The organism is Nocardioides gansuensis (genome assembly GCF_003076135.1).
GTDB lineage: Bacteria > Actinomycetota > Actinomycetes > Propionibacteriales > Nocardioidaceae > Nocardioides > Nocardioides gansuensis.
Genome location: NZ_QDGZ01000001.1, coordinates 833,959 through 857,059 on the forward strand (window position 1 = coordinate 833,959; position 23,101 = coordinate 857,059).

A 23,101-nucleotide genomic window follows, 5' to 3' on the forward strand; every position below is an offset into this window, starting at 1 on the left:
GGTCATGACCGAGACCGCCGTGCGGCACGCCAGCGCGCCACCTTCCTCCGGTCCTCCCGACGACCCAGCGCGCACCGTCGACTGGCGTCGACTGCAGGGCCCAGTCGTCGTGGCCGCGCTGGTCGCGGCGGCCGTGGGCGCGATCGGCACCGCCCTCGGGTCCGTCGTCGCGGGACGGCTGGCCGCGCACCCGTCGGCCGAGCTGGTGGGGTGGCTGGCCCTGTGCCTGGTGGGCGCCGCCGTCGTCGACACCGCCGGCAAGATCGCGTGGGTCGGCCGCTCTGACCGCGCGGAGGGCCGCCTGCGCGAAGACCTCCTCCGGGCGGCGCTCCGGCAGCCGCTCGCTGCGCTCGGCGAGCAGGCGGTCGGCGAGATCCTCGACCGCGTCGACGACGACACCCACGAGGTCGGCAACCTGGTGCGCTGGCAGATCTGGATGCTCTGCCGCACGGTGTTCGCCACCGTCCCCATGTGGATCGTCGCGGGCCTCACCTGGTGGCCCGCGTTCCTGCTGTTCCCTCTGCTCGGGACGGTCACGTTCCTCAGCGTCCGTCCGCTGCTCGGCGAGATCTCGCGCCGCAAGGTGGTCGAGGAGATGGCCTGGACAGACCACGCCGCCGTTCTCGAGGAGGGCATCGCCGGGCGTGACGACCTGCGCACGACTCTCGGCCAGACCCACGTCGTACGCCGGGTGGCGGGCCTGTCCGCGGAGGTGCACGCCAGGTTCCGCGCCGTCCTCGACGTCGAGAGCCGGCTTGCCCGGCGGGCGGGAGTGCTGTTGCACGCCCTGCTCGCCGGCGTCGCCGTGGCCGGGGTGGCGCTCGCCTCCGCCGGCGACCTCTCGGTCGCCCGGCTGGTCACGCTCTTCCTCGTCACCTCGACGTTCGTCGGGCAGATCGCGATGCTCGCCTACCACGTGCCCGACCTTCAGGCAGGACTCGGCGCGGTGATCCGCCTGCGCCAGATGCTGGCCGTCGAGCCCGAGCCCGAGGGCGGCCTCGACCTGCCCGGCGGACCGCTCGACCTGGAGCTCCGCGATCTCGGATTCGCCTACACCGAGGGCACCTTCGCCCTCCAGGGCATCGACCTCTACGTCCCGGCCGGCCAGACGATCGCGCTCGTCGGGCGCACGGGCTCGGGCAAGTCCACGCTCGCCTCGATCATCTCCCGCGCCGTGGAGCCGCCCACCAGGTCGGTGTTCCTCGGCGGGCGTGACGTCCGCGAGCTCGACCTCCAGCAGCTCCGGCGCACCGTCGGGGTGGTGACCCAGCGCACCGAGATCCTCGCTGGCACGCTGGCGGACAACATCACGCTCTTCGCCGACCGGCCGCGCACGGAGGTCGAGGCCGCGGTCGCCGAGCTCGGCCTCGACCACTGGGTCGCCGGTCTGCCCGACGGTCTCGACACGCTGCTCGGCCCCGGCGGCACATCGCTGTCCGCCGGGGAGGAGCAGCTGGTCGCGTTCGCGCGGCTGCTGGTCCGGGACGTGTCCGTGGTGGTGCTCGACGAGGCCACGGCCAGGATGGACCCGCTCACCGAGCGCCGGGTCGTCGCCGCGGCCGACCGGCTGCTCGCCGGACGCACCGGTGTGCTCATCGCCCACCGGCTCTCGACGGTCGAGCGCGCCGCCCTGGTGGCCGTCCTCGACCACGGTCGTGTCGTGCAGTCCGGTGCCCGAGCCGAGCTCGCCGTCGTGCCCGGGCCGTTCCGTGACCTCCTCGCCGCGAGCCGGTCCCTGCACAGCCCTACGGCCGACGAGGCCCTGGATGCGCCCGGTGCTGCCGCCGGCTCCGAGGTCACCACACCGGGCGTCGGCGCCCGGCGGCGGTCCGGGCCGCCGCCGCCGATCCCGGTGGTGGGCACCGGCCCGTCGCTCGCACGCGGCATCCTGCACGCGCTCCTCGTGCGTCCGTGGTGGGGCGTCCTCGGTGCCGCCCTGTTCCTGTTCTCGGCGCTGTGCGGGGCACAGGGCGCGGTGACGGGTCTCGTGTGGGGCCTGATCGTCGAGGACCTCCAGGCCGGAGGCCAGCCGACCGGGCTGGTCGTCGCGATCGTCGTCTCACTCCTCGCGGCGCCGGTGATGCTGGCCAACGCATTCTGGCGCTACCCGCGCTGGTGGATCGAGGTGATGCTGCGGGCCCGGATGTCCGTCCTCCACGGGCAGACGGACCAGCGCCGGCTGACGCGGACACCACCCGGCGAGGTCGTCGCCCGTTCGATGGACGCCGACCGCTACGCGCGCTACGCCGACCGCTGGGTCGACTTCGTCAACGGCCTCGTCATCGCCGGCGTCACCGCCCTCCTCGCCGGCACCTGGCTCGCCGGTGCCGTGCTGCTGGCGGTGATGGTGACCTCGGCGCTCGCCTCGACGCTCGGGCGCCCGATCGCGGGCCGCTCCGCCGCGGCGGCCTCCACAGCCCGGGCCCGGTTCGGGCGGGCCCTCGTCTCGGCACTCGAGTCGGCGCGCACGGTCAAGCTCGCCGCGGCGACTCCCGACGTCCACGCCTACCTGCGCCGGGTGGACTCCGGCCGCGTCGCGGCCGCTGTCAGGGAACACCGGGTCCAGAGCTTCCTCGACGGGGTGCCCGTGGTGATGGTGCAGTGCGGTGTGGTCGCCGCCTGGGCGATCTACTTCTCGGGTGGCTGGGGCCTGGCGACCGCCCTGCTGGTGGCGAACGCCGTCTCCGGGTTCGACTGGTTCGGCCGCGTGGCGGGGATGGTGGTGACCGAGGCGCCCGGCACGCGTGCGTGGCAGGTCGAGACCAGCCGGTTCGCGGGCGGGCGCGACCTGATGGACCTGCCGCCCGGAGTCGACCTGGTCACCGGTGACGCCCCAGCGCCTGCGGCGGTCGGACGGGTGCCGCTGGAGAGGCTGTCGCTACGCGGCTTCTCCGCCCTCCACGACGACGGCACGATCGGGGTCAGCGGGGTCGACCTCGACGTCGAGGCGGGCGAGCTGGTGCTCCTGGTCGGCCAGGTCGGCTCCGGCAAGTCCAGCCTGCTAGCCGCCTTGGCCGGGCTGATCGAGCACAGCGGTGAGCTCCGCTGGAACGGTCAGGAGGTCACCGACCCCCAGGTCTTCCTGCGGCCGGGCCAGGTCTCGCACGTCGCCCAGGTGCCCCGTGTCCTCTCGGGCACCTTCGCCGACAACGTCCGGCTCGGCCACGACCGTCCCTTCGACGACCCGGTGGGGGCAGCGCGGCTCGGACCCGACGTGGATCAGGCGGGCGGCAAGGAGGCGCTTGTCGGACATCGTGGCGTCCGGCTCTCAGGCGGGCAGGTGCAGCGGCTCGCCCTTGCTCGTGCGCTCGCCGCCGAGACCGAGCTGCTGCTCGCGGACGACGTGTCGAGCGCGCTCGACGCCGCCACCGAGATCGAGCTGTGGGCGGCCCTGCGCGAGCGGCGTACGACCGTGATCGGAGCGACGTCGAAGCGCGCGGCGCTCGCCCGCGCCGACCGGGTCGTCGTCCTCGTCGACGGGGAGGTCGCGGCCGTCGGGCCGTGGCGCGAGCTGGCCGGCGCCTGGGACCACCTGGCGGGATGACCGGCGCGCGCGGAATACGCACTCCGCGAGGCGACTTGCGATCCTTGTGACGATGACCGCGCCGCCCGACACAGTCCTCGACCACCCCGCGGTCCGCGCAGCACATTTCGGTCTCGCCGTCCTCGCCCTCGCGATGGGTGGCTTCGCGATCGGCACGACCGAGTTCGTGACCATGGGCCTGCTGCCCCAGATCGCCGACGGCGTGGGCGTCTCCATCCCGACGGGTGGCCACGTGATCTCCGCCTACGCGCTCGGCGTGGTCGTCGGCGCCCCCGTGCTGGCCTTCCTCGGCGCCCGCCTGCCCCGCCGCGCCCTCCTGGTGGCGCTGATGGCGGCGTTCGCGGTCGGCAACGCCGCCAGCGCCCTCGCCACGTCGTACGACGCGCTGGTGGTCGCGCGCTTCGCCGCCGGCCTGCCCCACGGGGCCTACTTCGGCGTCGCCTCGCTCGTGGCAGCGTCCCTCGCCCCACCCTCCCGCAAGGGCCGTGCGGTCGCGCTGGTGATGCTCGGCCTCTCGGTGGCCAACGTCGTAGGCGTCCCGGCCGCCACCTGGATGGGCCAGCACCTCGGCTGGCGCACCGCCTTCTGGGCCGTGACCGTCCTGGGCCTGCTCACCCTCGCCATGGTCGTGTGGTTCGTGCCGTCGGTGGCCGGCGACCCCGAGGCCAGTGGACGCCGCGAGCTCAGCGCCTTCGCACTGCCCCAGGTGTGGCTCACCCTGCTCGCCGGGGCGATCGGCTTCGGCGGCATGTTCGCCGTCTACACCTACATCGCGCCCACGGTCACCGACGTCGGCAGCCTGGGCCAGTCGGCGGTGCCGGTGTTCCTGCTGTTCTTCGGCCTCGGCATGGTGGCCGGCACCTGGCTGGCCGGGGTGATGGCCGACTGGTCGATCTTCCGCTCGCTGCTCATCGGGGGCGCCGGCATGGGCCTGACCCTGCTGGTCTTCTGGCTCGTCGCCCCGCTCGGCTGGGCCGCCCTCCCGGTGGTCTTCCTGATCACCGTGCTCGGCTCCGTGCTGGTGGTGAACCTCCAGCTCCGGCTGATGGACGTGGCCGGAGAGGCCCAGGCCCTCGGTGCGGCGATGAACCACGCGTCGCTCAACGTCGCTAACGCGCTGGGCGCGTGGCTCGGCGGCGTCGTCATCGCTGCAGGCTGGGGCTTCCGCGCTCCGGCGCTGGTCGGCGCGGCCCTCTCGGCCGCCGGGCTGGCCGTGCTCCTCCTCTCGGCGCTGCTGCACCGCCGTACGCGCGTGTCGTGAAGAGCGAGACGGCGAGGTGACCGAGCCGTAACTGGGGCTCAACCGCCTGTTAGCACTTCTCCCTCACGATCTATCCCATCGCACCCGCGAGCCCGGCCCACCTGATGCCGCGGCTCACGACAGATGAGGGGGACACCCATGGACGACGCGACGATCGACACGAAGATCGAGGCCTACGCCGAGCGCCGCAAGCTGCAGGAGGCACGCCACGCCGCAGGGGTCGTCGACCTGCTGGCCCGCCGCGAGGATCTCGCCGGCGTGAACCTGCTGGCCGACCACGTGCGCGAGGCCGTCGGCTGGAGCGCCTGAGCGGGACAGCGGGGTGCTCAGCTGTAGAGCATCCCCATCCGCTCGCGCACCTCGGTGAGGGTGGCCTCGGCGACCTCGTTGGCGCGCTCGTTGCCACGGCGGAGCACCTCGGCGATGTACGCCGGGTCGCCCTCAAGCTCCGCGCGACGCGCCCGGAGCGGGGCGAGCTCGGTGTTGAGGGCGTCGGTGAGGCGCTTCTTGAGCATGCCGCCACCGCCGTCGCCGATCTCCTCGGCCACCTGCTCGGGCGGCACGCCCTCGCACAGGGAGATGAGCAGGAGCAGGTTGGCGACCTCGGGCCGGCCGTCCGGGTCCCACGTGATGTGACGGTCGGAGTCGGTCTTGGCGCCCTTGAGCTTCTTCGCCGTCTCGTCGGCGGTCATCCGCAGCTCGACGACGTTGCCCTTCGACTTGCTCATCTTGGTGCCGTCGGTGCCGAGGATCAGCGTCGCCGGGCTGAGCAGGGCGTCGGGCTCGGGGAAGGTCTGCCCGTAGCGCTCGTTGAAGCGCCGGGCGATCACCCGGGTCTGCTCGATGTGCGGCAGCTGGTCGCGGCCCACCGGCACGACGTTGGCCTTGCAGAAGAGGATGTCCGCGGCCTGGTGCACGGGATAGGTCAGCAGCAGCCCACCGATCGCCTTGATCCCGGCGGTGGCGGCCTCGTCCTTGACGGTGGGGTTGCGCTGCAGCTCCGCCACGCTGACGAGGCTGAGGAACGGCAGCATCAGCTGGTTGAGCGCGGGCACCGCCGAGTGGGTGAAGATCGTCGCCCGCTGCGGGTCGAGGCCCGCCGCGATGTTGTCGATGAGCAGGTTGCGCACGTTGCCCTGGACATCACCGATCACCTCACGGTCCGTGATCACCTGGTAGTCGGCGATCAGCTGCCACAGCTCGACGCCGGCCTGCTGGAGCTTCACCCGGTTCTTCATGGAGGCGAAGTAGTGGCCGATGTGCAGGGCGCCGGTGGGCCGGTCACCCGTCAGCATCCGCAGCTTCTCGGGCGTCGTGGCCAGCACGGCCTCGACCTCGGCGCTGCGGGCGACGGAGGCGCGGTAGGAGTCGCTCACGGGCAGCGATCCTACGACCCGCGTGGCCATCCTCACCCCTCGCCCCGTACGACCCGGGACACCCGCACGGGTTAAGGTGCCCGTCGTGCCCACCATCGGAGTCGCGCTCGCCATCCCCGAGCCCTGGGCCCGGGAGCTGCAGGACTACCGGACGTCCATCGGGGACGTCACGGCGTCGCTGATCCCCACGCACATCACCCTGGTGCCGCCACTCGAGGTCGACGGCGAGGACCTCCAGGTCGTCGCCGACCACCTCGCGGACGTGGGCCACGGATTCGAGCCCTTCGAGATCCGGCTCCGTGGCACCGGCACCTTCCGCCCGGTCTCGCCGGTCGTCTTCGTCAACGTGGTCAAGGGCATCTCCGGCTGCGAGCAGCTCGCAGACGCGGTCCGCCGCGGGCCGCTCGCGACGCCGCTCTCCTTCCCCTACCACCCCCACGTGACGGTGGCCCACCACCTCGACGACGACACCCTCGACCGCGCCTTCGACGAGCTGGCCGGCTTCGAGGCCGACTTCGAGGCGACCGTCTTCCACCTCTACGTGCACGACGCCGTGCGGGGGTGGGAGGTGACCCGCACCTTCCCCGAAGAGGCCTAAGCGTGCCCGCGATCGTCGACACCCTCAAGACCAGGCTCACGGAGGCCCGCCACCGGTGGCCGCTGCTGGACCACGGGGTCCGGACCGTGGAGCACTACGGCAACGTCCACGGCAGCGCGCTCGCCGCGGCGGTCACCTACTTCGCGTTCCTGTCGTTCTTCCCGATCCTGGCGCTCGCCTTCGCCGTCATCGGCTTCGTCTCCCGGGCCTACCCCAACGCCGACGAGGACCTCGTCGAGGCCATCGAGCAGGTGCTCCCGGGTCTCGTGGGCGGAGAGGACGGCATCTCCCTGGAGACGTTCCAGCAGAACGCCCCCGGCATCCTGAGCGTCGGCATCCTGCTCGCGCTCTACTCCGGGCTCGGCTGGCTCTCGGGCATGCGCACGGCGCTGGTGGCGGTCTTCGAGGAGCCGAAGCGCGAGCAGCCCACCTTCTTCGTCGGCAAGCTGCGGGACGTGCTGGCGCTGCTCACCCTGGGCTCCGTGCTGCTGCTCAGCGTCGCCCTCTCCGGCGTCGCGACCAAGCTGGCCACGCCGATCCTGGAGCTCCTCGGCCTCGGGGTCGGCGCCGAGCCCGTCGTCTGGCTGATCGGGCTCGCGCTGGGCCTGGCGGCCAACTCGCTGCTGTTCTTCGCGTTCTTCAAGCTGCTGGCGAGCCCGGAGATCCCGTCGCGGTCGCTGTGGTCGGGTGCGCTGCTCGGCGCGATCGCGTTCGAGCTGCTCAAGCAGGCGTCGACGTTCCTGCTGCAGGCCACGAAGGAGCAGCCGGCCGTGCAGGCCTTCGGCATCGCGCTGGTCCTCGTCGTCTGGATCAACTACTTCTCCCGGGTCGTGGTAATCGCCGCCTGCTGGGCGCACACGTCCCCGGAGGCCCGGGCGGCGCGTGCTGCGGAGCTGCCCGAGGCCGCCGTACAGGGACCGAGGATCGACCTGGCGCAGGCAGCCGTCCCCGAGCGAGTGGGCGCGTCTGCACACGCGCAGGGCGCCGAGTCGGCGCGACTGCGCGACCCGAAGGCGGCCTTCGCCGCCGGGGCCGCATCGATGCTGGGCGTGATCGCCCTGCTGAGGAGGAAGAAAGACCGATGAAGTACACCAAGGGACACGCGTGGTTCCTGCTCGGCGTCGCCGTGTGGAACTTCGTGACCTGGGGGATGTTCACCCGCAACCTCTACAACGCCCACGCGGCGGGGGAGGACCGGCCGGCGGGCTACTGGATCGCCCACTCCGTGCTGATCGTGGTCAACCTCGTCCTCGGTGGTGCCTTCGGCGTGCTCGGCTGGAAGGCGCTGCGCTCCACCCGCTGACCCGGCTCATCTGCACACCGAAATGCGGCCGAGTCGGCGCATCTGCACACGGGATGTGAGCAGATGCGCCGACTCGGCGGGGTGGAGCTGTGCAGATGCGCCGACTCAGTGGCCGTGGCGGAGTGCGGTGCGCAGGTCCCTGTTCAGCTGGGAGATCACGTCGAGCGGGATCTCCTTCGGGCAGGCCGCGGTGCACTCCCCGATGTTGGTGCAGCCACCGAAGCCCTCATGGTCGTGCTGGCCGACCATGTTGACCACGCGGGAGTCGCGCTCCGCCTGGCCCTGCGGCAGCTCGCCGAGGTGGGTGATCTTCGCGCCCATGAACAGCGAGGCCGAGCCGTTGGGACACGCCGCCACGCAGGCGCCGCAGCCGATGCAGGTGGCCACGTCGAAGGCCCGGTCGGCCGCGTCCTTGGGCACCTGGATCGAGTGCGCCTCGGGCGCCGACCCGGTGTTGACCGAGATGTAGCCACCCTGCTGGATGATGCGGTCGAAGGCGCCGCGGTCGACGCAGAGGTCCTTGAGGACGGGGAACGCGTCGGCTCGCCAGGGCTCGATGACGATCTCGTCGCCGTCCTCGAACGAGCGCATGTGCAGCTGGCAGGTGGTCGTGACCTCGGGGCCATGGGCCTGGCCGTTGATCATCAGGCCGCACATGCCGCAGATGCCCTCGCGACAGTCGGAGTCGAACGCGATCGGCTCCTCGCCCTTGGCGTTGAGGTCCTCGTTGAGCACGTCGAGCATCTCCAGGAACGACATGTCCGGGGACACGCCGTCGAGCTCGTAGGTGTGCATCGCACCCGTGCTGGCAGCGTTCGGCTGACGCCAGATCTTGAGGGTGAGCTTCACTTGTAGGACCTCTGCTTCATCTCGATGGCCGTGTAGACCAGGTCTTCCTTGTGCAGGATGGGCTTCTCGCCCTCACCGCCCCACTCCCACGCCGCGACGTAGGCGAACGCGTCGTCGTGGCGCAGGGCCTCGCCGTCCTCGGTCTGCGACTCGGCGCGGAAGTGGCCGCCGCAGGACTCGCGCCGGTTGAGCGCGTCGATGCACATCAGCTCGCCGAGCTCGAGGAAGTCGGCCACCCGGCCGGCCTTCTCGAGGCTCTGGTTGAGGCTGTCGGCGGTGCCGAGGACCTTCACGTTGCGGTAGAAGTCGTCCTTCAGGGTGCGGATCAGGTCGATGGCCTTCTTGAGGCCGTCCTCGGTCCGCTCCATGCCGCAGTACTCCCACATGATGTTGCCGAGCTCGCGGTGGTAGGAGTCCACGCTGCGGGTGCCGTTGACGGTGAGGAAGTGGTTGATCCGCTCCTCCACGGAGGTGCGCGCCTCGACGACCGCGGGGTGCGACTCGTCGATCTTCTCGAACGGCCCGTCCGCGAGGTAGTCGCGGATCGTGTGGGGGAGGACGAAATAGCCGTCCGCGAGGCCCTGCATCAGCGCCGAGGCGCCGAGACGGTTGGCGCCGTGGTCGGAGAAGTTGGCCTCACCGGTGACGAACAGGCCCGGGATCGTGGACTGCAGGTCGTAGTCGACCCAGAGGCCGCCCATGACGTAGTGGACCGCCGGGTAGATGCGCATCGGGACCTCGTAGGGGTCCTCGCCGGTGATCCGCGCGTACATGTCGAAGAGGTTGCCGTACTTGGCCTCCACCGCGTCCCGGCCGAGCCGGGCGATGGCGTCGGCGAAGTCGAGGTAGACGCCGCGTCGTACGCCGTCGACCTCCGGGCCCACGCCGCGACCGTCGTCGCACTGGTACTTCGCGGCCCGCGAGGCGATGTCGCGGGGTACCAGGTTGCCGAAGGAGGGGTAGATGCGCTCCAGGTAGTAGTCGCGGTCCTCCTCGGGGATCTCGCGCGGGTCCTTGGCGCAGTCCTCCTTGCGCTTCGGCACCCAGATCCGGCCGTCGTTGCGCAGCGACTCCGACATCAGGGTCAGCTTGGACTGGTGCGAGCCCGACACCGGGATGCAGGTCGGGTGGATCTGCGTGTAGCAGGGGTTGGCCATGTAGGCGCCCTTGCGGTGCGCACGCCAGGCGGCGGTGACGTTGCAGCCCATCGCGTTGGTCGACAGGTAGAACACGTTGCCGTAGCCGCCGGAGGCGAGCACCACGACGTCGGCGAGGTGGGTCTGGACCTCGCCGGTGACCATGTCGCGAGCGATGATGCCGCGGGCACGGCGCTGACCGGAGCTGTCGTCGGCGACGATCACCTCGAGCATCTCGTGGCGCGCGTACGTCGTGACGGTGCCGGCCGCGACCTGCCGCTCGAGCGCCTGGTAGGCGCCGATCAGCAGCTGCTGTCCCGTCTGGCCGCGCGCGTAGAACGTGCGGGAGACCTGCACGCCGCCGAACGAGCGGTTGTCCAGCAGGCCGCCGTACTCGCGCGCGAACGGGACGCCCTGCGCGACGCACTGGTCGATGATGTTGGTGCTGACCTCGGCCAGGCGGTAGACGTTCGACTCGCGCGAGCGGTAGTCGCCGCCCTTGACGGTGTCGTAGAACAGCCGGTGGACGGAGTCGCCGTCCTCCTTGTAGTTCTTCGCCGCGTTGATGCCGCCCTGGGCCGCGATCGAGTGTGCGCGGCGGGGGGAGTCCTGGTAGCAGAAGGACTTCACGTTGTAGCCGGCCTCGCCGAGGGTGGCGGCCGCGGAGGCGCCGGCGAGGCCGGTGCCGACGATGATGATCGAGAGCTTGCGACGGTTGGCCGGGTTGACCAGCTTGGCCTCGAACTTGCGGGTGCTCCACCGGTCCGCGATCGGGCCGCTCGGAGCCTTGGTGTCGACGAGGGGCTCGCCGGGGATGAAGTAGTCGACTGCGTCGTCGATGAGGTCGGGGTCGATCGTCGGAGCGTCGGCGTGGCTGTCGACGTCGGACGAGAACTCGGAGTGGGAGTCGGTCATGGGGGAGGCCCTTCTAGTCGACGAGGCCGAAGAGGACGGACAGGGGGACCAGGGCGAAGCCGCCGGCGATGAGCACGGCGATCACGACGCCGAGCCGCTTGGCGCGGGCCCGGGCCCGGGCGTTCCCGGTCAGGCCCAGGGTCTGCAGGGCGCTCCAGGTGCCGTGGTGCAGGTGGAGGCCGAGCGCGACCAGCGCGAGCAGGTAGATGACCGTCATCCACCACAGGGAGAAGGAGTCGACCATCAGGTTGTAGGGGTCGTTGGTCGGGCCCCCCGCCGGGTTGACCTTGCCGATCGTGAAGTGGATCAGGTGCCACACGACGAAGATGAACAGCGCGACGCCGCCCCAGCGCATGGTGCGCGAGGACAGCGTGGAGGCGATGTTCTTCTTCACGGCGTACTTCTGGGTCCGTGCCTTCGACGCCCGGGCGGCGAGCGCGACGAACGAGGCCACGTGCGCGACCAGCGCGACGATCAGCACCAGCCGGATGATCCACAGCAGGCCCGTGTAGGGGAGCATCGGCTCGCCGAACGTGCGCAGGTGGTGGGCGTACTCGTTGAAGGCGTCATGGCCGGCGAAGACCTTGAGGTTGCCGTACATGTGGAGCAGCAGGTAGCCGATGAACACCAGGCCGCTGACTGCCATGAGGAGCTTCAGAGCGATGGTCGAGCGCGCAGCGCGCGCTCCCTTGACCAGAGTCGGGGTTGCCACGGAGGTCACCGTACCGCCAGCAGAGGCCCGGTTGGGGCCGGGGGAGTGTGACATATCCCCGGTTACCCGAGCGTTTGTGCGGCGGCTGAGGAGCCGCCAGGGCCTCACCTCGGGAGGCGGACGAGCAGCACCGTCTCGGCGTCGCTACGCTGGATCTCGATGGCGCCGCCGTGCCGGTCGACCACGATGCGGCGGGCGATGTCGAGGCCGAGCCCGGTGCCCTGGCCGACGTCCTTCGTCGTGTAGAAGGCGTCGAAGGCCCGCGCAGCTACTTCGGGGGACATCCCCGGGCCGGAGTCGCCGATCTCGACCACCACATGGGTCTCCCCGGCCCGCGTCGTCAGCCGCAGCCGGCCCGATCCCCCCATCGCGTCGATGGCGTTGTCGATGAGGTTCGTCCAGACCTGGTTGAGCTCGCCGGGGTAGGCCTCGATCGGAGGCAGGTCGCGGTCGTAGTCGCGCACCACCTCGATGCCGTCGTGGAGCTTGTGCCCCAGGATCACCAGCGTGCTCTCGAGACCCTCGGCGACGTCGGTCCGCTGGCGCGAAGCCCGGTCCATCTGGGTGTACGAGCGGACGGCGGACACCAGTGCGGAGACCCGGTCGGTCGCCTCCCGGACCTCGGCCAGGAGGTGCGCGGTGGCGGCCGTGCTGGCCACCCAGGCGAGACCGTCGCCCAGCGCCGGCCCGGGCAGCTGCGCCGCGGCCTCCTCGCACCAGGCGAGGTCGACGCCGGCCGCGGCGAGCGGCGGGGCGAGGCCCCACGGGTCCTCGACGCCATGCTGCTGCAGCCACTCCGCCAGCGCGTCCTCGCGGTCGGCCACCGCGAGCGGGTCATGGGGCCCTTCGGCCGGTCGTGCCTGCGACCTGAGCGCGTCCAGGCGCAGGAACTGCTCGGCGGAGATCTCGGCTCGGGCGAGCCGGGCCAGCGAGGAGAGCACGCTCGAGGTGGTCTGCTCGAGCGCGTCCACGGACCGCCGGGCGGCCGCCGCCGGGTTGTTCAGCTCGTGCGCCAGCCCGGCGGCCAGGGTGCCGAGGGTGACGAGCGCGTCGCGCTGCCGCGCGGTCGACTCGATGCTCCGGGCAGTGCCGTAGAGCCCGCGGATGAGGTGGACCGCGAGCGGGAACCAGTCCTGCACTCGATCGTGCAGCAACTCCGCAGGGACCCGCAGCAGCCTGCCGGGCCTGGCGCCTCGCCCGGTCGCCAGGTAGGTGCCGTGCTCGTCCCAGGCACGGAAGCCTCCCGCCCACCGGCCGGGGACGTCCATCCGGCCGACGACGACGTCCTCCCTCCCGGAGTGCCGGAGCAGATCGAGGGAGCCGTCGAGGAGCACCCACCAATGGTCGGCCGGCTCTCCCTCCCTGAAGTGGTCCCGCCCGGGGAGGATCGCCACCTCGTCCGCGCCCCCGGCCAGCTCGGAGAGCTGGGCGTCGGTCAGCCCGTCGAAGAGCGCCACCCGGCGCAGGTCCCCCAGCTCCATCAGGTCGTCCTCCTCAGGTCGTCGCCAGGTAGCGGTGGACGAGGAAGACCGCCATGGCGCCCTCGCCCACGGCGGAGGCGACCCGCTTCATCGAGTCCAGGCGGACGTCGCCTGCGGCGAAGACCCCGGGCACGCTGGTCTCCAGGGCGTACGGCGGTCGCTGGAGCGGCCACACGCCCCCCGGCAGGTGTTGCACCTCGAGGCCGGTCACCACGAACCCCTGCCGGTCCCGCGCCACTGCCGGTCCCAGCCAGTCGGTGCGGGGGGCGGCTCCGATGAAGACGAAGAGCCACGCGGCGGGCACGTCCTCGATGTGTCCGGTGTCCCGGTGCAGCAGGCAGAGAGACTCCAGGTGGCCGTCGCCGCGGGCGGCCGCGACGGTCGTGCCGTAGCGCACCTCGATGTTGGGCGCTGCGGTGATCCGCTCGATGAGGTAGCTCGACATGGTCGCGGTCAGGCTGTCGGCCCGGACGACCATCACAACCCGCCTGGCGTGGCGCGCCAGGTTGAGCACGGCCTGCCCGGCCGAGTTGGCCGCACCGACCACGTAGACGTCGTCACCGGCGACCTGGACGGCCTCGCTGGCCGTGACGCCGTAGTAGACGCCGCGTCCCGTGAGCTGGTCGACCCCTTCGGCGTCCAGACGGCGATAGGCGACCCCCGAGGCCACGACCACCGCCCGGGCCTCGATCTCCGCCTCACCCTCGAGCAGTACGGCGCGGACCGGGCCGCGGCTCTCGAAGCCCACGGCCTCCCGGGCCAGCACCATCTCGGCACCGAACCGGGACACCTGGGCGATCGCCCTCTGAGCCAGGTCTGAGCCGCTGAGCCCTCTCGGGAAGCCGAGGTAGTTCTCGATCGCCGCGCTCTGGCCGGCCTGGCCACCGGGCGCCTCGCGCTCGACGACCACGGTGCGCAGCCCCTCCGAGGCGGCGTACACCGCGGCGGCGAGTCCCGCCGGCCCGCCGCCCACGATGCAGACGTCGTAGAGCGGCTGCTCGGGCCGGGTCCGCAGCCCGAGGGTCTGGGCCAGGTCGAGGGTGGACGGGGATCGGAGCGGGTCGCGGTCCGGGACGAGCACGAGCGGCAGGTCGTGCGGCTCGGCGGACGCGAGCTCCGCCAGCTGCCGGCCGGCGTCGTCGAGCTCCACGTCGTACCAGCGGTACGGCACGTGGTTGCGGGCCAGGAACGTCTTGACCTCGTAGCTGCGGTCCGACCACCTGTGCCCGACGACCCGCACGTCGGACGTGTGGTCGGGGTTCTCGGCGTGCCAGTCGCCCAGCAGGTCGTCCACCACGGGGTAGAGCCGATCGGCCGGCGGGTCCCAGGGCTTGAGCAGGTAGTAGTCGAGGCCGATGTCGTTGATCGCCCTGATGGCCACCTCGGTGTCCGCGTAGGCGGTGAGCAGCAGGAACTTCGCGCTCGGCGCGCGTTCCCGGGCCCGCTCGAGGAGCTCGATCCCGGTCATCCCGGGCATCCGCTGGTCGGTGACGATCAGCGCGACGGGCCGGTCCTCCAGGGCCAGCCTCGCGAGCACGTCGAGAGCCGCAGCCCCGGACGTGGTCCGCACGATGCGGTGGTCGTCGCCGTACCGCGCGCGCAGGTCACGGGTGATCGCCTCCGACACGAGCGGATCGTCGTCGACCGTGAGAATTGTGGGTCTGCCCACCGTGCGGCCTCCCTCGCTCCCCCCACCGCCGAGGATAGATCCGAACTCCCCGGCACGCGGTGGAATGGACGCCAACTTGCCGAACCATCGGCGCGCCCCTTTCACATCCGTCCAGGTGACGCAAGACTCATGGCCCCCGAGCATCGGAGGTTGCGGATGGCGTCGACGGATGCAGGCGTGCGCGGGCCCACCCGGGCAGAGATCGAGGAGCGCACGCTGCGCACCGACCGATGGTGGCTGAGCCCGCTCACGACGTTCGTGGTGTTCAGCGCGTTCGTCGTCTATGCGACCTGGCGGGCGTTCACCGGCGACGACTACTACGCCTCGCCGTACCTCTCGCCGTTCTACTCGCCGTGCCTGACCGACTCGTGCGTCGAGGGGTCGAGCGACTTCGGCACCCCGTTCAGCTGGTGGAGCCTGTCGCCGGCCCTGCTCATCCTGATCTTCCCGCTGGGCTTCCGGATGACCTGCTACTACTACCGGAAGGCCTACTACCGGGCCTTCTGGCTCTCGCCCCCGGCCTGCGCGGTCGCCGAGCCGCACGGCTCCTACTCCGGCGAGACCCGCTTCCCGCTGATCCTGCAGAACATCCACCGGTGGTTCTGGTACGCCGCGGTGGCGGTCGCCGTGATCCTGACCATCGACGTCGTGCTGGCCTTCCGCAACGCCGAGCACGAGTGGGGCCACATGGGCCTCGGCACCCTGCTGATGCTCGTCAACGTCGTGCTCATCTGGCTCTACACGCTCTCGTGCCACTCCTGCCGGCACATCGTCGGCGGGCGGCTGCGGCACTTCTCCAAGCACCCGGTGCGCTACCGGCTGTGGACCTGGGTGTCCCGGCTCAACGCCGACCACGCGAAGTACGCCTGGTACTCCCTCTTCTCGGTGGCGCTCGTCGACCTCTACATCTACCTGCTCGCCACCGGCACGATCGAGGACGTGAGGTTCTTCTGATGGCCCCGACAGGCTCGACCACCAGCCGCCACCCGATGACCGGCAACGAGATGCGGGGCGACTCGGCGGCCGGCATGGAGCGGCACGCCTACGACGTGGTCGTGGTCGGGGCTGGCGGTGCGGGGCTCCGTGCCGCGATCGCCGCCCACGACGCCGGCGCCCGGACGGCGGTGGTCTGCAAGTCGCTGCTCGGCAAGGCGCACACGGTGATGGCCGAGGGCGGCATCGCCGCCGCCATGGGCAACCGGTGGCCGGAGGACAACTGGGAGGTCCACTTCCGCGACACCATGCGCGGCGGGAAGATGCTGAACAACTGGCGGATGGCCCAGCTGCACGCCCAAGAGGCTCCCGAGCGGGTGATGGAGCTCGAGGACTGGGGCGCCCTCTTCGACCGCACCGAGGACGGGCTGATCAGCCAGCGCGACTTCGGCGGCCACAAGTACGCCCGCCTCGCCCACGTCGGGGACCGCACCGGCCTGGAGATGATCCGCACCCTCCAGCAACGCGTCGTACAGCTGGGCATCGACGTGTTCATGGAGTGCACGGTCACGGACCTGCTGCTCGCCGGTGATCGAGCGGACCTCGCCGGTGATCGAGCGGAGTCGAGATCCATCGCCGGGGCCTTCGGCTACTGGCGGGAGACCGGTCGTTTCATCCTCTTCGAGGCGCCCAGCGTCATCCTGGCGACCGGGGGGATCGGCAAGTCCTTCAAGGTCACCTCGAACTCCTGGGAGTACACCGGCGACGGCCACGCGCTCGCCCTGCGGGCCGGCGCGAGCCTCATCAACATGGAGTTCGTGCAGTTCCACCCCACCGGCATGGTCTGGCCGCCCTCGGTCAAGGGCCTACTGGTCACCGAGTCGGTCCGCGGCGACGGCGGCATCCTGAAGAACTCCGAGGGCCGTCGCTTCATGTTCGACTACATCCCCGACTTCTTCCGTGCCGAGACGGCCGACACCGAGGAGGAGGCCGACCGGTGGTACGACGACAAGAAGAACAACCGGCGGCCCCCCGAGCTGCTGCCGCGTGACGAGGTCGCCCGCGCGATCAACTCCGAGATCAAGGCCGGTCGCGGCTCACCGCACGGCGGCATCTACCTCGACATCGCGTCCCGCCGCGACCCCGAGTTCATCCGGAAGCGGCTGCCGTCGATGTACCACCAGTTCAAGGAGCTGGCCGACGTCGACATCACCGCCGAGCCGATGGAGATCGGGCCCACCTGCCACTACGTGATGGGCGGTGTCGAGGTGGACCCCGACACCGAGCTGAGCGGGGTGACGGGCCTCTACGCCGTCGGCGAGTGCTCCGGCGGCATGCACGGCTCCAACCGGCTGGGCGGCAACAGCCTCTCCGACCTGCTGGTCTTCGGCCGTCGGGCAGGCGAGGCGGCAGCGTCGTACGCCGCGGGGCAGGGGTCGCGTCCGGTCGTGGACGAGGCCGACGTGAAGGCCGCCGAGCGCAGCGCGCTCGCGCCGTTCGACGTGGAGGGCGGGGAGAACCCCTACACGATCCAGCAGGACCTGCAGCAGACGATGAACGACCTGGTGGGCATCATCCGGACCGCCTCGGAGCTGGAGGAGTCGCTCACCGCGATCGAGGGCTTGAAGAAGCGGGCCCGGTCGATGGTGGTCGAGGGCCACCGGCAGTACAACCCCGGCTGGCACCTGGCCCTCGACCTGCGCAACATGCTGCTGGTCTCGGAGGCGATCGCCCGTGCGGCGCTCGCCCGCGAGGAGTCGCGGGGCGGGCACACGCGCGACGACTACCCGAAGCCGGACCCCGACTGGGGCACCAAGAACCTCGTGGTCCGCCTCGACGACACCGGCAGCGGCGTCACCCTCACCGAGCAGCCCCTGCCCGTGATGCCCGACGAGCTCAAGTCCTACTTCGAGGAGTGACCCCATGGGATACGACCTGAAGATGCGCATCTGGCGGGGCGACCAGGAGGGCGGCGAGCTCGGCGACTACACCGTCGAGGTCTCCGAGGGCGAGGTGGTCCTCGACGCCATCCACCGCGTGCAGGCCACCCAGGCCGGTGATCTCGCGGTGCGCTGGAACTGCAAGGCCGGCAAGTGCGGGTCGTGCAGCGCCGAGATCAACGGCCGGCCGCGGCTGCTGTGCATGACCCGGCTCTCGGACTTCGACGCCGGCGAGACGATCACGGTCACCCCGATGCGCACCTTTCCGGTGATCCGCGACCTGGTCACCGACGTCTCCTTCAACTACGAGAAGGCGCGGCAGCTGCCGGGAGCCGAGCTGGGGCCGCGTGACGACGACGGCAAGCGCCGGATGATGCAGATCGACGTCGAGCGCGGCCAGGAGTTCCGCAAGTGCATCGAGTGCTTCCTCTGCCAGGACACCTGCCACGTCGTCCGAGACCACGACCACAACAAGCCGGCGTTCGCCGGTCCCCGCTTCTTCCTGCGCTACGCCGAGCTGGACATGCACCCCCTCGACACGCACGACCGTCGCGTGCTGGCCCAGGGAGCCGCCGGGCTCGGCCTGTGCAACATCACCAAGTGCTGCACCGAGGTCTGCCCCGAGGGCATCAAGATCACCGACAACGCGATCATCCCCATGAAGGAACGGGTCGTGGACCGCAAGTACGACCCGCTCGTGTGGCTCGGCAACAAGATCGGCCTGCGGCCCAGGGACTACGAGGGACGCATGGAGGTGGGGGAGGGGCCGGTCAGGAGACCCTGACCCGGCCGCCCGCGGACACGCCGAGCAGCGGCGTGTAGTGCTCCTCCACCAGCTCGGCGCAGGCGTCGGTCCAGGTGCGCTCGGCGGCGAGCTCGCGCCCGCGCGCCCCCATGAGCGCGCGGTGCCGGTCCCCGGCCACCGACTCGACGGCGCGGCGCAGGGCGCCCGGCGTCTCCGGGTCGTAGAGAAGCCCGGTCTCCAGGCCGCGGACCACGCGGCGGGCGCCGCCGGACCGCGGGGCCACGACCGGGATGCCGCTGGCGGCGGCCTCGCGGAGCGCGTGGCAGCAGCTCTCGTCGGTGCCCGGGTGGACGAGCAGGTCGAGGGACGCCAGCGCGGTGGCGAGGTCGCCGGTCAGCAGCGACCCCATGAACCTCGCCTGCGGTGCGTGCCGCCGCAGCCAGCCGGCCTGCGGCCCGTCCCCGATCACCACGAGCTGGATGCCCGGCATCGCAGCGACCTCGGCCAGGCGGCGTACGCCGTGGCGCTTGTGGAGGCTGCCGGCGTAGCCCACGACGACGCGGGCGCCCTCCCGGGACCGCACCCGCGCCCACTTGTCGTGCAGCCACTGGTCGCGCAGCGAGGGGGAGAACGCCCGGATGTCGACACCGGGCTCCCACACCTGCGCGTCGACGCCGAGGCGGTGCACCTGGTCGAGCAACCAGTCGGAGGTGACGACGAGCCGATCGGCCCGCGCCGCGACCTTGGTCAGCCACAGGTCGGCGGTCAGCTCGCTCACCGGCGAGTGCTGGCCGACGAGGGTCGGCACGCCCAGCCTCCGCGCGTGCTTGAGCGCCTTGCGGCCGAGCCGGGAGGGGGAGATGACGTGCACGAGGTCGGGGGAGAAGGCGTGCAGCGCGGCCCTGACCTGGCGGCCCGGCTTGTCCGTCGGGCGCACGCGAGCGACATGGCTGCGGCGGTACGTCGCGAGGCCGGGCCCCGGAGCCACGATCAGCACCTCGTGCCCGGCGTCGATGAGGTGGTCCGCCAGGTGCTTGAGCGTGGTCGTGGTCCCGTCCACGGCGGGATAGAACCTCTCGGTGACCAGCGCGATCCGTCGCGTCTCCATGCAACGACGATGCCCTGCCGTTCGCACGAGGTGTCGAAGGACGCGCCAACCCGGTGGGAACGTCAGGTGAAGGGAGGGCGGGGGCAGCCGTCGGGCGGGTCGCGGGACAGCGTCGGATGCACTCCCCTCCTGCCTCGGGTGCCGTCGCCGGAGAGCGCGTGCGAGCGCGTCCCGCGGGCGCAGATGATGGGTCCGAAGGAGTTGATTCGAACATATGTTCGAGAGAGAATGGCGTATGGACACCCCCAGCGGCCTCCTCGACTCGGTCGAGCAGCGCCTCGATGCGGCGGTCACGCCGCGCGAGCTGGTGGCCCTGGCCCGGGAGGTCGCCTCGACGGCGCGGCAGGCCGAGACCGCGGTGCTGCTGCTCGCCGCGCAGTGGGCCGACGCGCATCCGGTCACCGAGGACGGGCGTGCGTTGGGGGGGCAGCCTGGGAAGTCGCGCGGCGACACGGACGAGGGCGAGTTCGACGAGGACCGGGGGATCCCGCTGGTGGACCGGCTCTCGGTGTCCTCGTTCGCGGTGGCGCTGGGCCGCTCCACCACCGCAGCCGACCTGCTGCTGCGGGACGTGGCGGTGCTGCGGCACCGGATGCCGGCGGTCTGGCGGCTGGCCGCGGCCGGCCGGCTGGAGGGGTGGCGGGCCCGGCGGGTCGCCCGTCTGGTGGTCGGCGCGCCCGACGAGGTGTGCGCGCACCTGGACCGGGTGCTGGCCCCGATGGTGGCCACGGTGGGTGAGCGGACCCTGGAGCGGCTGCTGGACCAGGCGTTGCTGGCCCACGACCCGGAGCGGCACGAGCAGGACCAGCTCGACAAGCTGGCCCAGCGTCACGTCACGGTCGACCGGGACTCGATCACCGCGGACGGGCTGGTCGACATCGCGATCCGGGCGGACCTCAAGGACGGCTACGACTTCGACAACGCCGTCGCCCAGGTTGCCGAGGCCCTCAGGGCGGTCGACGAAGCCGCGGGCCACGAGCCCGACTCCCTCGACGTGCGTCGCGCCCGGGCGATCGGGATCCTCGCCGACCCCGAGCAAGCCGCCGAGCTCCTCAACAACCCGGTCGACACCAGGAGCGGCACCAGTGGTGACGTAGGTCGGGCCGCGCCGGCCCGGAAGGCGCTGCGGAAGCGGCTGCAGCTGGTGGTGCACGTGGCCGCGGACGGGTACGTGTTCGGGTCGGCCGGCTGGGTGCCGACGGCCTACGACCAGACCCACCACCAGAGCGTGGTGACCCAGCTGGTCCGGGACTGGGCCGGCCGAGATGACACCCACCTCACGGTGCTCCCGGTGCTGGACCTGGCCGATCACCGGGTGGTGGCGGGCTACCGGCCCGGCGCCGGCCTGGCGCGGCAGGTCGAGCTGGCCCGGGCCGCCTGCTCCTTCCCGCACTGCAGCCGGCCGGCCAGCGGCTGCGACACCGACCACGTCGTGCCCTACGACCACGACCACCCCGAGGCCGGCGGGAGCACGTGTGGCTGCAACCTGGCCCCGCGTTGCCGGCGGCATCACAACGACAAGACCCACGGCGGGTGGACCTGCACCACCCTCGAGGACGGACCTGGCTGTGGACCGACCCGCACGGCCAGGTCCTCCTGGTCACCCCACTCGGCACCCACGACCTCACCCCACTCCTCCCCACGGGCGCCGGGAGGCCGAAACAACGAGTGATCCCCGAACCACGCGGCTGCCGCCTCATCGAGGCACCCACCGACGGGTCACACCAGTCCAGGGCTGGCCGCCTGTCCCTCAGTTGACTTTGGGGTGCACCGCACCGGCCATGAGGCAATGCAACAAGTACGCAATCAGCGGGCGGGATCCCGCGCGCCTGGATGCAGTCGGCTCAGGGATCGGGGGAGTGCGACGCCGTACGTGCAGAGAGTGACGGCCTGTTGGGGTCTACCAGCTGTCTGACGGCGGTGGGACAAGGTCGCCGGGCTCACTGCCTGGCAGTTCCAGGTGTCCGAACCCAAGGCGTACGGCGCCCGGCAGCACACCTGAGAGCACCACCAAGCGTCCAGGTTGAGCGTGGACAGCGCCGCCATCCAAATCGGCGACAACACCAGGCATGTGATCCACGCGAGGTGAGGCCGCGGGCACCCGGTGACCCTGAGCGCGACCAGCGTCGCGGCCGCGGCGACCACGCACGCAACGACGATGGACAGCATTCCGCCGATCAGGCCCCCGCCAGCCCGCTCCCCACGCTCTCCACGATGCCGCCTTCGGTCTGTGGCACGGAGACCGCGATCAGCGTCGGTGCGATCAGTTGCAGGCTCAGCATCGCCGCCCCCGGCCCAGACGCTGCCACCACCAGTGCAAGGAGCACGCGTCGCGAGAAGTCATCCATGGCATGAGGGTGCCTGCTCACGGCCGGGCGCGGACCCGATTCTGCACCCGAGTCGCCTGAGGCCGATGGCCCAGCCCAGGCCGAAACCGCACCGCTGTCCGCGCGGTGATGCCGATGAGCGCCCGTCGGCTACGACGGTCAGCCAGCTGCCGGATGCGCAACGGAGCGTAGGAAGCGACGCATCTCGCGGCTGACGTCGTCCGGCGCTTCCACCGGGCTGGCATGTCCCGGCCGCGGTAGCACGACCAGTTCGGACCCGCGCACGACGGCGTGCATCGCCTCGCCGACCGCGACCGGAGCGCGTACGTCGTGGCCGGCGTACAGCAGGAGCATCGGCACGTCGATCTCGGACAAGACGTGGCTCTGGTCCTCGAAACTGGCTCGAGCCATCGCCCGGAAGCCGCCCGGCCGGAACGCCCGGACACTGTCGACGAACTCGGCCACGAGCTCGCCGTGGGCCGACGGTGAGAACATCGACGGTGTCATCGCGGCAGCGAACTCGTCGGGTGAGAGCTCCGATGCCTGGAGCGATCGGGCCAGCCGCTGCCCTGCCTCATCTGGGCCGAGCGAGCCGAGCCAGCCGGCATAGCCGCTCACGACGGTGAGCGACGCCGCAAGCTCGCGATATCGGTGGAACGCGGCCAGCACCAAGGCCCCGCCGAAGGAGAGCCCGACCAGATGGGCTCGATCGATCCGCAGCGCTTCGAGGAACCCTGCGAAGCAGTCGGCGTACCCGTCCATGCCGAAGTCCTCCGGAGGGTCCGCAGACCCTCCGGCCCCGGGTGCGTCCCAGGCAATCACGGTGAACTCGTCGGCGAGCGCCTCGATCTGGCTGCCCCACGTCGAGTGGGCGTCGCCCACGAAGCCGTGCGCCAGTGCCACAGGCGGCCCGTTCCCGACACGCTCATAGGCGATCTTCAGCCCGCCAACCTCGACGTGCATGACCTGAGCCTAGATGCAGCCGGACCTTGCCGCTGTAGGCGCGGGACGAGTCCGCACATGCCGCCGATCGAGCGAGCCTTGCCGGCCTACTCGACACGGGCCACCCAGAGATTGTCTGCGGTTCCTCCAACGAAGAGGTTGTCGCGCGCGTAGTCCGGATTGGCGCTTCAAGCGTCGGTGCTGGACGGCAGCACGTCGGCCATGATCATCCACCCCGTGCAGGGATCTGGAGGCCTGTCGG

At 71.3% G+C, this 23,101-nt stretch carries 19 protein-coding genes; 10 read left to right on the forward strand and 9 right to left on the reverse strand.

All coding sequences use genetic code 11. The features are described from left to right. The first annotated feature begins 4 nt into the window (after window positions 1–4). The 3 genes from DDE18_RS03940 (at window position 5) to DDE18_RS22785 (ending at window position 5,114) form a co-directional block, all read left to right on the forward strand. On the forward strand, window positions 5–3,544 hold the full coding sequence (locus DDE18_RS03940) for an ATP-binding cassette domain-containing protein (RefSeq protein ID WP_116570883.1): 3,540 nt from the start codon (window positions 5–7) through the stop codon (window positions 3,542–3,544). A gap of 52 nt (window positions 3,545–3,596) precedes the next feature. Further along, a complete protein-coding gene (locus tag DDE18_RS03945; protein ID WP_116571016.1) occupies window positions 3,597–4,805 on the forward strand; it encodes an MFS transporter in 1,209 nt (402 codons plus the stop codon). 138 nt (window positions 4,806–4,943) lie between these two features. After that, a complete protein-coding gene (locus DDE18_RS22785) occupies window positions 4,944–5,114 on the forward strand; it encodes a hypothetical protein (RefSeq protein WP_165821013.1) in 171 nt (56 codons plus the stop codon). A 17-nt stretch (window positions 5,115–5,131) separates the two neighbouring features. On the opposite strand, the gene trpS is transcribed toward DDE18_RS22785, so the two are convergent. Then, the gene (gene trpS / locus DDE18_RS03950; protein ID WP_116570884.1) at window positions 5,132–6,211 is read right to left on the reverse strand and encodes a tryptophan--tRNA ligase; all 1,080 of its coding nucleotides are present in this window, start codon (window positions 6,209–6,211) and stop codon (window positions 5,132–5,134) included. A 55-nt stretch (window positions 6,212–6,266) separates the two neighbouring features. On the opposite strand from trpS, the gene DDE18_RS03955 reads away from it, so the two are divergent. From DDE18_RS03955 to DDE18_RS03965, 3 genes are read left to right on the forward strand one after another with little or no spacing between them, the layout of a single operon-like run. After that, entirely contained in the window at window positions 6,267–6,779 is a 513-nt protein-coding gene (locus tag DDE18_RS03955) for a 2'-5' RNA ligase family protein (protein ID WP_116570885.1), read from the forward strand. A gap of 2 nt (window positions 6,780–6,781) precedes the next feature. Continuing rightward, window positions 6,782–7,864 (forward strand): YihY/virulence factor BrkB family protein, encoded by a 1,083-nt coding sequence (locus tag DDE18_RS03960; protein ID WP_245916423.1) that lies wholly within the window; start codon window positions 6,782–6,784, stop codon window positions 7,862–7,864. Next, window positions 7,861–8,082, forward strand: a complete 222-nt coding sequence (locus DDE18_RS03965; protein WP_116570886.1) for an SCO4848 family membrane protein — start codon at window positions 7,861–7,863, stop codon at window positions 8,080–8,082. Before DDE18_RS03960 ends, DDE18_RS03965 begins: the two co-directional genes overlap by 4 nt. Window positions 8,083–8,187: 105 nt before the next feature. Here the strand turns inward: DDE18_RS03965 and DDE18_RS03970 are convergent, their stop codons facing one another. The 5 genes from DDE18_RS03970 to DDE18_RS03990 form a co-directional block, all read right to left on the reverse strand. Next, window positions 8,188–8,931, reverse strand: coding sequence for a succinate dehydrogenase/fumarate reductase iron-sulfur subunit (locus DDE18_RS03970; protein WP_116570887.1), 744 nt, complete (start codon window positions 8,929–8,931; stop codon window positions 8,188–8,190). Next, complete coding sequence (locus tag DDE18_RS03975) at window positions 8,928–10,982, reverse strand: fumarate reductase/succinate dehydrogenase flavoprotein subunit (RefSeq protein ID WP_116570888.1); 2,055 nt, start codon at window positions 10,980–10,982, stop codon at window positions 8,928–8,930. Before DDE18_RS03975 ends, DDE18_RS03970 begins: the two co-directional genes overlap by 4 nt. A gap of 13 nt (window positions 10,983–10,995) precedes the next feature. Beyond that, complete coding sequence (locus tag DDE18_RS03980; RefSeq protein ID WP_116570889.1) at window positions 10,996–11,694, reverse strand: succinate dehydrogenase cytochrome b subunit; 699 nt, start codon at window positions 11,692–11,694, stop codon at window positions 10,996–10,998. Window positions 11,695–11,798: 104 nt separating this feature from the next. Next, the gene (locus DDE18_RS03985) at window positions 11,799–13,175 is read right to left on the reverse strand and encodes a sensor histidine kinase (protein WP_116570890.1); all 1,377 of its coding nucleotides are present in this window, start codon (window positions 13,173–13,175) and stop codon (window positions 11,799–11,801) included. 13 nt (window positions 13,176–13,188) lie between these two features. Then, window positions 13,189–14,844: an NAD(P)/FAD-dependent oxidoreductase gene (locus DDE18_RS03990; RefSeq protein WP_116570891.1), complete on the reverse strand. Its 1,656-nt coding sequence runs from the start codon at window positions 14,842–14,844 to the stop codon at window positions 13,189–13,191. Window positions 14,845–15,021: 177 nt separating this feature from the next. Between DDE18_RS03990 and DDE18_RS03995 the strand changes: the two genes are divergently transcribed. The 3 genes from DDE18_RS03995 to DDE18_RS04005 are packed head-to-tail and all read left to right on the forward strand — an operon-like array spanning window position 15,022 to window position 18,501. Further along, entirely contained in the window at window positions 15,022–15,798 is a 777-nt protein-coding gene (locus tag DDE18_RS03995; protein ID WP_245916424.1) for a hypothetical protein, read from the forward strand. Next, on the forward strand, window positions 15,798–17,696 hold the full coding sequence (locus DDE18_RS04000) for a fumarate reductase/succinate dehydrogenase flavoprotein subunit (RefSeq protein ID WP_245916425.1): 1,899 nt from the start codon (window positions 15,798–15,800) through the stop codon (window positions 17,694–17,696). Before DDE18_RS03995 ends, DDE18_RS04000 begins: the two co-directional genes overlap by 1 nt. A 4-nt stretch (window positions 17,697–17,700) precedes the next feature. Continuing rightward, window positions 17,701–18,501, forward strand: a complete 801-nt coding sequence (locus DDE18_RS04005) for a succinate dehydrogenase/fumarate reductase iron-sulfur subunit (RefSeq protein WP_116570893.1) — start codon at window positions 17,701–17,703, stop codon at window positions 18,499–18,501. On the opposite strand, the gene DDE18_RS04010 is transcribed toward DDE18_RS04005, so the two are convergent. Further along, complete coding sequence (locus DDE18_RS04010) at window positions 18,488–19,570, reverse strand: glycosyltransferase (protein ID WP_116570894.1); 1,083 nt, start codon at window positions 19,568–19,570, stop codon at window positions 18,488–18,490. The genes DDE18_RS04005 and DDE18_RS04010 overlap by 14 nt on opposite strands. A 235-nt stretch (window positions 19,571–19,805) precedes the next feature. Between DDE18_RS04010 and DDE18_RS04015 the strand changes: the two genes are divergently transcribed. Next, on the forward strand, window positions 19,806–21,242 hold the full coding sequence (locus tag DDE18_RS04015; RefSeq protein WP_116570895.1) for an HNH endonuclease signature motif containing protein: 1,437 nt from the start codon (window positions 19,806–19,808) through the stop codon (window positions 21,240–21,242). Window positions 21,243–21,747: 505 nt separating this feature from the next. Here DDE18_RS04015 and DDE18_RS22790 read toward each other — a convergent pair. Both DDE18_RS22790 and DDE18_RS04020 read right to left on the reverse strand, forming a co-directional pair. After that, window positions 21,748–21,918 (reverse strand): hypothetical protein, encoded by a 171-nt coding sequence (locus tag DDE18_RS22790; protein WP_165821014.1) that lies wholly within the window; start codon window positions 21,916–21,918, stop codon window positions 21,748–21,750. A gap of 138 nt (window positions 21,919–22,056) precedes the next feature. Continuing rightward, window positions 22,057–22,860: an alpha/beta fold hydrolase gene (locus DDE18_RS04020; RefSeq protein WP_116570896.1), complete on the reverse strand. Its 804-nt coding sequence runs from the start codon at window positions 22,858–22,860 to the stop codon at window positions 22,057–22,059. Window positions 22,861–23,101: the final 241 nt, after the last annotated feature.